General features: G+C 41.2%; 7 protein-coding genes, 1 tRNA gene and 1 pseudogene. 5 read left to right on the plus strand and 4 right to left on the minus strand.

What is annotated here, in order from left to right; translation table 11 throughout:
* On the minus strand, nucleotides 1–1245 hold a 1245-nt coding region (locus tag B4J23_RS11735), incomplete at its 3' end, for an alkaline phosphatase (RefSeq protein WP_291360811.1).
* Nucleotides 1246–1259: 14 nt separating this feature from the next.
* Nucleotides 1260–2876, minus strand: coding sequence for an alkaline phosphatase (locus B4J23_RS11740; RefSeq protein WP_291360813.1), 1617 nt, complete (start codon nucleotides 2874–2876; stop codon nucleotides 1260–1262).
* 88 nt (nucleotides 2877–2964) lie between these two features.
* Here B4J23_RS11740 and B4J23_RS11745 point away from each other — a divergent pair, with 88 nt between their 5' ends.
* The 5 genes from B4J23_RS11745 to B4J23_RS11765 all read left to right on the plus strand — a co-directional run bounded on the left by B4J23_RS11745 (nucleotide 2965) and on the right by B4J23_RS11765 (nucleotide 5666).
* Nucleotides 2965–3108 carry a DnaJ domain-containing protein gene (locus tag B4J23_RS11745; protein WP_291360815.1) on the plus strand — a complete coding sequence of 48 codons (144 nt, stop codon included), beginning with the start codon at nucleotides 2965–2967 and terminating at the stop codon, nucleotides 3106–3108.
* Between the two features lie 120 nt (nucleotides 3109–3228).
* Entirely contained in the window at nucleotides 3229–4101 is an 873-nt protein-coding gene (locus B4J23_RS11750) for a hypothetical protein (RefSeq protein ID WP_291360817.1), read from the plus strand.
* Between the two features lie 417 nt (nucleotides 4102–4518).
* Nucleotides 4519–4719: a hypothetical protein gene (locus B4J23_RS11755; protein ID WP_291360819.1), complete on the plus strand. Its 201-nt coding sequence runs from the start codon at nucleotides 4519–4521 to the stop codon at nucleotides 4717–4719.
* A gap of 438 nt (nucleotides 4720–5157) precedes the next feature.
* Entirely contained in the window at nucleotides 5158–5385 is a 228-nt protein-coding gene (locus tag B4J23_RS11760) for a hypothetical protein (protein WP_004781576.1), read from the plus strand.
* Between the two features lie 205 nt (nucleotides 5386–5590).
* A tRNA-Thr gene (locus B4J23_RS11765) sits at nucleotides 5591–5666 on the plus strand.
* An 82-nt stretch (nucleotides 5667–5748) separates the two neighbouring features.
* On the opposite strand, the gene B4J23_RS11770 is transcribed toward B4J23_RS11765, so the two are convergent.
* Complete coding sequence (locus B4J23_RS11770; protein ID WP_291360822.1) at nucleotides 5749–6588, minus strand: SAM-dependent methyltransferase; 840 nt, start codon at nucleotides 6586–6588, stop codon at nucleotides 5749–5751.
* Between the two features lie 3 nt (nucleotides 6589–6591).
* A pseudogene (locus tag B4J23_RS11775) lies at nucleotides 6592–7752 on the minus strand (FAD-dependent oxidoreductase); the annotation flags it as partial.
* Nucleotides 7753–7760 lie beyond the last annotated feature (8 nt).

A 7760-nucleotide genomic window follows, 5' to 3' on the forward strand; every position in this document is an offset into this window, starting at 1 on the left:
TGGATTATGTACTTGGCCATCAGCCAGCACTTTGCTGTAAGCATTTTGCTCTTTTGCAATATTATAGTCATAGCTCAGCCCCAAAATACCTGGATTAGTTTCCGTCGTTTGACCCGTTCGTGCGGCATAACCATTAAAGGTCATCACATGGTCATGGTCTGCCGTCACTACAATCAAGGTATTGCTCAAATCCACTTTATCCAGTGCAGTTTGAATTGCATCATTAAATGCCTTGGTTTCCTGCAATGCCCGTTTGGCATTATTGGCATGTAGCGCATGGTCAATACGCCCACCCTCAACCATCAAGAAATAGCCTTGTCCATGACTCTGTGCTTGCAGTGCATCAATCGCTTTACTGGTCATCGCCGCCAGACTCGGTTCAGTCTCTATATTCTTCTTGAGTCGGTCCAAATCAAAATTTAAATGTGACTGTGTGGAGAATACGCCGAAAATTTTCTGAGTATTGACCGTCTGTGCCAAATCACTTTGGCTTAAAACGATTTGATAACCCTGCTGTTTAAACTCTGCCAATAAATCACGACCATCCAAGCGCCCTTTGGGGTTAGAGACTGCATCATAAGGCGTCCAATGATTTAAGCCGCCTCCCATAAGGACATTAATACCATCCAATAAGTTTGGATTATAAGCTTTACCTTTTGGAACAGCTTGAAGCGCGATATCGTATTGCGCATCACGGTGACAGATATGTGCATAGGTTGCCGCAGGTGTGGCATGGGTGAGTTCGGTCGTCGTCACTACGCCAACCGCTTTACCCTGCTTTTTTGCCAGTTCTAAAATACTTAACGCAGGCATCCCTGCGACCATACTACTGCCCTGTTCTGGACAACGGTTGATGGCTTTCGCTAAGCTTTTGCCATTCGGCAATTTTCCTTCTTCAGGTTCGACCGCAACCGTTCCTGTTGTCATGGCAATCACTTCATTTTTATTTTTCTGCCCAGTCATATAGGCGCCCATAGAGGGAGCGCTATCTGTGGTTTGACCATCCTCAGAATAGGTTTTAATCCGTGCTGCGTGCTTCATGCGGTCCATGGCCAGTTTGCCATTTTCCCCCACAGCATAAATACGACTTGCCGTCACTGTGGTTGGTCCCATGCCATCGCCTAAAAAGAATATAACGCTTTTCGTCGGTGTAACTGTGGTGTCCGCAGCATACAAAGCACTTGAAGAAATCGACGCTGTAAGCAGAAGCATCATGTATGGGATGGTTTTTAAAGTATGTTTCATGTGATATCCCTCTGCTATAAGCCTGTGATCTTACGCATGAGGTGATTGACCTCAATATTTTCAAGGCTACCTGAGAACTGATCGGCTCCCTGACCAATCGCACCTAAAAACACATCTGCACCGCCATGCGTTTCTTTATCTTTATAGCCCGTTTGAATCACAGCTTCTTGTTGGAAATCATCCGCAGCAGTGCCCGTACACCAACCCGTTTCAGCCAAAGGATAGGTGAAACTATATTTTTCACCTTGTGGTGCCTTTGGCCCTTGTACAGGATGACAGACATCAGTGTCTTTTAAGTTCAGTACCAAGTCATCCATACGGTTTTGAGTGGGGCGTTTTTTGCCCGTACCAAAACCGATAATCGGATAAGGTTGACCATGAATATCTTGAGCAAAGCCCGCTTGATCATAGTTTTTTACCAATCCAAGCACACTGGTTTCCTTACCTTCGACGTATTTTCCTGTACGCTTGGCATAACCATTTAAAACCAAGGTGTGATCATGGTCGGCTGTGATTACAATCAGTGTATTTTTAAGTTCAGGATCACTTTGTTTAAGCTTTTGAATGGTTGCTTCTAAAGCATCATTTAAGGCAATCGTGTCTTGTAAAGCACGTTTGACATTGGTGTCATGCAGCGCATGATCTATACGCCCGCCCTCCACCATCAGGAAAAAACCTTTTTTATTTTGCGTCAGGATGTCTAAAGCAGACAGCGTCATTTGCTTGAGACTCGGCTCTGCCAAGTTTTTCTTGGTGCGATCCAAGTCGTAATTTAAATGGCTGTGATTAAATAAACCCAATAATTTTTCATTTTTCGCCAGTTGCACTTGGGACAGTTGGTTTTCATCAAAAACCACGCGGTAGCCTGCCTTTTGCATCTCGGTAATTAGATTGCGCCCATCAGTACGTTCTCCACCTGCATCTTTAGGCAAAAATTGACGCTTACCTCCACCTAAAACCACATCGACTCCATCTTTGAGTTTGAGGTTATAGCGTTGATAATCATCGCCTTTTGAGCTCGGGACCAACTGTGATGCAATGTCATTTTCAGCATCACGGTGGCATATATGCGCATAAGTCGATGCTGGTGTGGCATGCGTGATCCGCGTTGTGGTCACAACCCCTGTCCCCCAGCCCTTTGCTTTGGCTAATTCAAGTAAAGTCTGTGTGTTTTGCTTATTTTTGTTTTGTGGGTTACTAGCGCACTGGTTATTCCCTACTGAGTCAGGTTCAACCGCAATCGTCCCTGTCTGCATCGAGATCACCTCGTTTTTCATCTTCACACCGGTCATGTACGCGCCCATCGAAGGTGCGCTGTCCGTGACTTGCGCATCTTCAGAAAAGGTACGAACAAAAGCAGACTCAGGCAGCCGATCAATCGCCAACTGACCATCTTCACCAACAGCATAAATACGTGAAGCGGTAAGCGTGGTGATGCCCATACCATCACCCAAAAAAAAGACCACACGTTTCGGTTGTTGGACTTTTTCTTGTTGGAGCTGTTGCTCTGTATTGGCTTGTTGATTTCGCGTTATCGTAGTAGTTTGACAAGCGGTAAGCAATAAAGCGCTGAAACTTATACATACCACGCTGATTGTTTTTAATTGGAATTTTTCAAGAGAACCGAGCATGGCATCAACCCATCTAAAGATGGCTGAACCATACGCCGCAGATATTTAAATAAGATGACATTTAACTAATTTATGAAAGAAATAATTTATGAATTTATATGAAATATTGCATATTTCTCAAGATGCACCAGAAGAAATTATTAAGCTTGCATATAAAGGGTTGGCTCAAAAATATCATCCAGATCGATATAAAGGTAATGATGCAAATGAAATAATGATTAAAATTAGATAAGCATATGAAACTTTAATCGATCCAATTAAACGTAAAAATTATGATCAATTTCTTACAGAACAAGCCCGACGTAAGCAGCAACAAGAAGAATATATTAAGAAGAAGGAACAAGAAGAGTTTATGCGAGCTCAAAGAGCAGCTTTTGAACAGCAAAATAAAACCAACTTCACTAACGGCTCAAAAGACAACAGCCAAGAAGCTGATTCTGAAAGTTTCAAAATGAATATCTCCATTGATGTCCCACATAGCTTTTCTATTTTCTCCCCTTTTATAAAATTTAAAAATTGGATAATTTCAAAGAAAAAAGTTTTCATACAAATAGGTAGTACTTGTATTGCATTAGCTTTGATTTTCATAATTGTAATTGTAGCAAACTCATATATGCAGAGTTTATCGGATAAATCCGATGTAGAAGCAATTCTAGCTGCTGAAGAGGCAAGAGAGGCTGCTGAAGAAGCTGAAGCAGCAGCAGATGCCGCTGCGGTAGAGGCGACAGGAATTGAAGAAGATTACAGCCTAGCTGATTCAGAGTTAATGAATGATAGTGAAGAAGTTTATGCAGAAAGTGATGAAGCCAATACAGTTACTGATGAAAGAGCGATGTCCACATACGAAACTGGACTATTATATTACTTACAACCTAATCCTGCGGAAATTAAGACATCGTCCAAACAAGTGTATGATACTTTTAAAGAAAGTGGAATTATAGGAATTAAAGATCTTATCTCGAATTGCTATATTACATTTCAAAAATCAAAAAAATGTTTGTATTTAGACTTGGCTGGAAAATATATTAATGATTCAGGAGCAGATGCTGGACTTCCAGCAGATGAATTCTTTGAGAATGAAGCTATTATAGAAAGAATGAATAATAATTTTTATATTCCTAATAAAGTTGGAGCAGATTTAGCTACGCCTCATGCTGAACAAATAGCTCATCAAACCTATGAAACAATAGAAAAAATTATATCTGATGAAATGGCAGAAATGTAGTGTAATATGATCAGCGTTGATCAATTAAGCTTTTGGGACTAAAGAGTAATCATGTATCTAATTATAATTCCCGCAACCTAATTGATCAAAAAACTCAATTATTATTTTGTTTGAGGGTGTTTTTGTGGGAAAATAGTCAATAATATTTATAACATTCAAATACTTAATTATAAAACCTAGCTTCCTCACTCTCACCGCCAAAATTCATTATCATGTCGCCACATGATGTCTTAGAAGGTGCATTAGAAGGCTTAAATCTTAAGGGTTTAAGCCTTTTTTGTTGCCTAAATTATGAGGTGATGCGTTAAAAATAAAAGAATAACAATACAAGTTACATAAATGATGCCGGATGGCTGTTGAATAACACTTAGCAATATTCGAGCATGATCTTATCTTGGTAAAAAATGATGGATCGCTATGAAAGATGATGAAAAGCCCCTAAATTTTGATGATGATAATGAGCCTCTGGATTTCGAAGATGAAGAGTTCACTGACGATAAAAAAGAGGATGAAATGTACAATCCGATCACCAAGGATGGATCAAGTGTAGATCCTGCGGATGATGGCACATGTCATCTTCGTCCTGAAGATGGTGATCCGCTAGAAGTCGAGCCTTAAACCCTAGCCCAATTTTATATTGGGCTTTTTTTATAGGCTAAAACCTTAAAAGTGAGCATCTTGGACAGATGAATTGAAAAAGGATAATTCATTTTACTGGTTATTTTTGAGATGAGTATTGCTTGCCTTTTCTTTTGATAGATTTAAAGATGTAAGGATATAGGTTGAGATATATTGAAATAAATTCTCTGGATAAAACCATGATATATCCATTTTTATTAATTTCTTAACTTTATGTTCTTCTTTTAGTTTATTTATATGATGGAGACAAAAACTGGCATAAAAATAGCTTAATTTAATTGTCATCATCGCTATGTTATGGTGGAATCAAAACAGGATAAAAGGAGAATAAAAACCTAAAGATAGAAAACGTTATTGCTTGAGTCTTCCTTATTTGGGTTAGAAAAAAGTGGAAACACTGCTATTCGGAGAGTGGACATGAATAACAGCGCAAACTACATGAAACAGATAAAAAATGCCAAACGCGGTGGTTATACCCCAACCATTGCCAAAGACGTCAACAAACATAAGATTCAAAAAGCCCTAAAACTAATTGAACAGTGGAGAAGTCTCGCTCAAGAACTCAAACCTCAAATGCAGTTTGATATGGCCTTTACTTTAGAGGAATGCGCACAAGACCTGGATCGGATACTCAAAAGCAGATAATTCCCTTTTAACTCATTCGTAATAGATTTTAAATATCAGACCTTTAGCCTTGCCCATATCACTGATGTGGGCAATTTTATGATTTAAATGTAGATGCCTGAGTAAAGATGATTCAATGATCAGCAATAAAAAATTGGTTATAAGATTGAACGGTTATTTTTTGGCTTGCGCCCTTAGGAAAAATCTGTAGAATGCACTCCACAACGCCGGCATAGCTCAGTTGGTAGAGCAACTGACTTGTAATCAGTAGGTCCACAGTTCGAATCCGTGTGCCGGCACCATTTTCTTAGCCTCGCTTTTTAGTGAGGGTTTGATGTTTCTGGGCTTGGTATTTTTATATAGCTGTTCTTTTGCCTTGAATACTCAGATCGCCTGCGCTGTCACCTGTACATATCGCACGATCCCATCCTGATATAACTTTCGACAAAGCTTTGCCGTCATCCGGATTTTAAACTGATCCAGTCTTTTGCCTTTTTGTTTCAAGTTCTTTGAATTTAAATTCTGCGTTACATAATTAGCAAAACCTGAAAATACCGCTTCGGACAGATCTTCAATCTGAATATTCTTAAATTCAAAATGTTCCAGACAATGATAAAGCTCATTTTTCAACATCAGGTTTTTTAAATCGACATCGGCGGATTTCAGCAGAAACTGATATTTACGCTTTTGCAGCGCATTCAAGCTGTCCCATTTTTCCGACAAGATCAGATGATGAAAGCCAATCCGTGCATTGGCGTTCAATACACTGCGTACCTGATCTAGAAGTTCGGGAACGGGACTATGATAGGCAGCATCCAGACACAGCACCACATCAAAGCGCTGGGAAAAATGCATGTCTTTTAAACGCAGGAAAGAAGCCAGATAGATGGCATTGAGATCAGGTAAATGCTGTTGAATATTCGCCACACAAGCTGGCTGAAGTTCCACACCGGCCAGATATTGCATCTGATAGTGTTGCTGCCAGTGCAACAGGCTGGCACCCTGGCCACAGCCCAGATCCAGCAATTTATCCTTTGAATTTAAACCGACCGTTTCTGCCAAACGGTCGGCCAAAGTTCGACAGGCAGCTACATAATTCTGCTGCCCTGCCCACCAATAACCCAGATTGCTCCAGGGCAACTGTGACTGATCTCCCAGCAACGATGCATCAATTGCATATTTATGTTGAGGAAGACGCTGACGAAGTGCCTGAAACCATTGCATCAATCAATAACCGAGTTGGGGTGCTACCTCGATCTTAGGTTTAAGTCCTTCAAATGGCAACGGCGCCCCCATAATTGCGGCAATTTTCATAGCAGAAGTCACAGCAGATTCCAGAATTGGCAAACCATCCGATGACCACGAACCGCAGTAGAACACTTTACGGTTCATTTCCAGATGACGATGCTGTAATTCCTTATTGAGAGCGATGGTATTGGCATCTACTACCGCACGGGTCAAGGTCACTGATGAAATCACTTTTTTCGGATCAATCTCAGTCACAGGGCGCCAGGTCTGGAATACCGGTGATTTACCCACCAGACTCGGTTCAACCGCATTCAGCCAAACCGTAAATTGCTGACGGGTAAACTTGCGATCCATCATATAGCTGAGTACAGCCCAGTCCTTACGCTTTGGTGGCATCACGCTGCTATCGCGGTGAATGACCAATTCACCCTGTTCAAATTTGAATTTCTTTAACAGCTCGATATCACGGCCAAACTGTTCATGATCCAGGAATTCATCAATATGATTGGTTGGTGTCGCAACCACCACGCGATCGAAGGTTTTCGACAGACCCGCTGCATTTTCTACCAGTACTTTGTCGCCCTGCTCTTTCACTGAGACAATTGGTGCACCACTTTCAATGTGAATGCCTTCAATCAGTTTGTCTACCAAAGCCGGAGTACCGCCCTGCATACGTAACAAGGCATCACCATCCGTTAGCTGACGCAGGAAAATCAATAGCGGTTTGGCTGGCCATTCACCAATAGTTTTCGGGTTACAGGTACAGATGGTATACAGCACCGGCATCACCGCACCATGCCAGAACACTTCTTCAATCTCATTGCGATTGATAAATTCTGCCAGGCTGATGTCCTGATTTTTGGATTTAAAGAATTTTGCCAAGGCTGTTTTGAGTTGCAACAGACCTTTGACCAGACGCCAGCCATATTGCTGGATGCCTTTGCGGTTATTGATAATCGGAATATTGCCAATCCGGCTACGTGACGTGGTTAGCCAGGTTTCTACCCGGTCTTCAAACAGCCAACTGCAGGCCATATAAGTACGTACCGGGTAAGTTTTAATGCCCAGATGAGTCGCCAAACTTAAGGTATTTTTCCACAGATAAGGATTCATCACACGTAAAGGTGCGTCAATGAGGCCTCATTGAC

The sequence above is a fragment of the Acinetobacter sp. UBA3025 genome, from assembly GCF_002367915.1.
Lineage (GTDB): Bacteria > Pseudomonadota > Gammaproteobacteria > Pseudomonadales > Moraxellaceae > Acinetobacter.

What these genes read in the sequence shown, in the direction of transcription:
- B4J23_RS11745 (WP_291360815.1), top strand. Translation starts at nt 2,965, where the DNA reads ATGAATTTATATGAAATATTGCATATTTCTCAAGATGCACCAGAAGAA.
- B4J23_RS11770 (WP_291360822.1), bottom strand. Translation starts at nt 6,588, where the DNA reads ATGCAATGGTTTCAGGCACTTCGTCAGCGTCTTCCTCAACATAAATAT.
- B4J23_RS11755 (WP_291360819.1), top strand. Translation starts at nt 4,519, where the DNA reads ATGAAAGATGATGAAAAGCCCCTAAATTTTGATGATGATAATGAGCCT.
- B4J23_RS11740 (WP_291360813.1), bottom strand. Translation starts at nt 2,876, where the DNA reads ATGCTCGGTTCTCTTGAAAAATTCCAATTAAAAACAATCAGCGTGGTA.
- B4J23_RS11750 (WP_291360817.1), top strand. Translation starts at nt 3,229, where the DNA reads ATGCGAGCTCAAAGAGCAGCTTTTGAACAGCAAAATAAAACCAACTTC.
- B4J23_RS11760 (WP_004781576.1), top strand. Translation starts at nt 5,158, where the DNA reads ATGAATAACAGCGCAAACTACATGAAACAGATAAAAAATGCCAAACGC.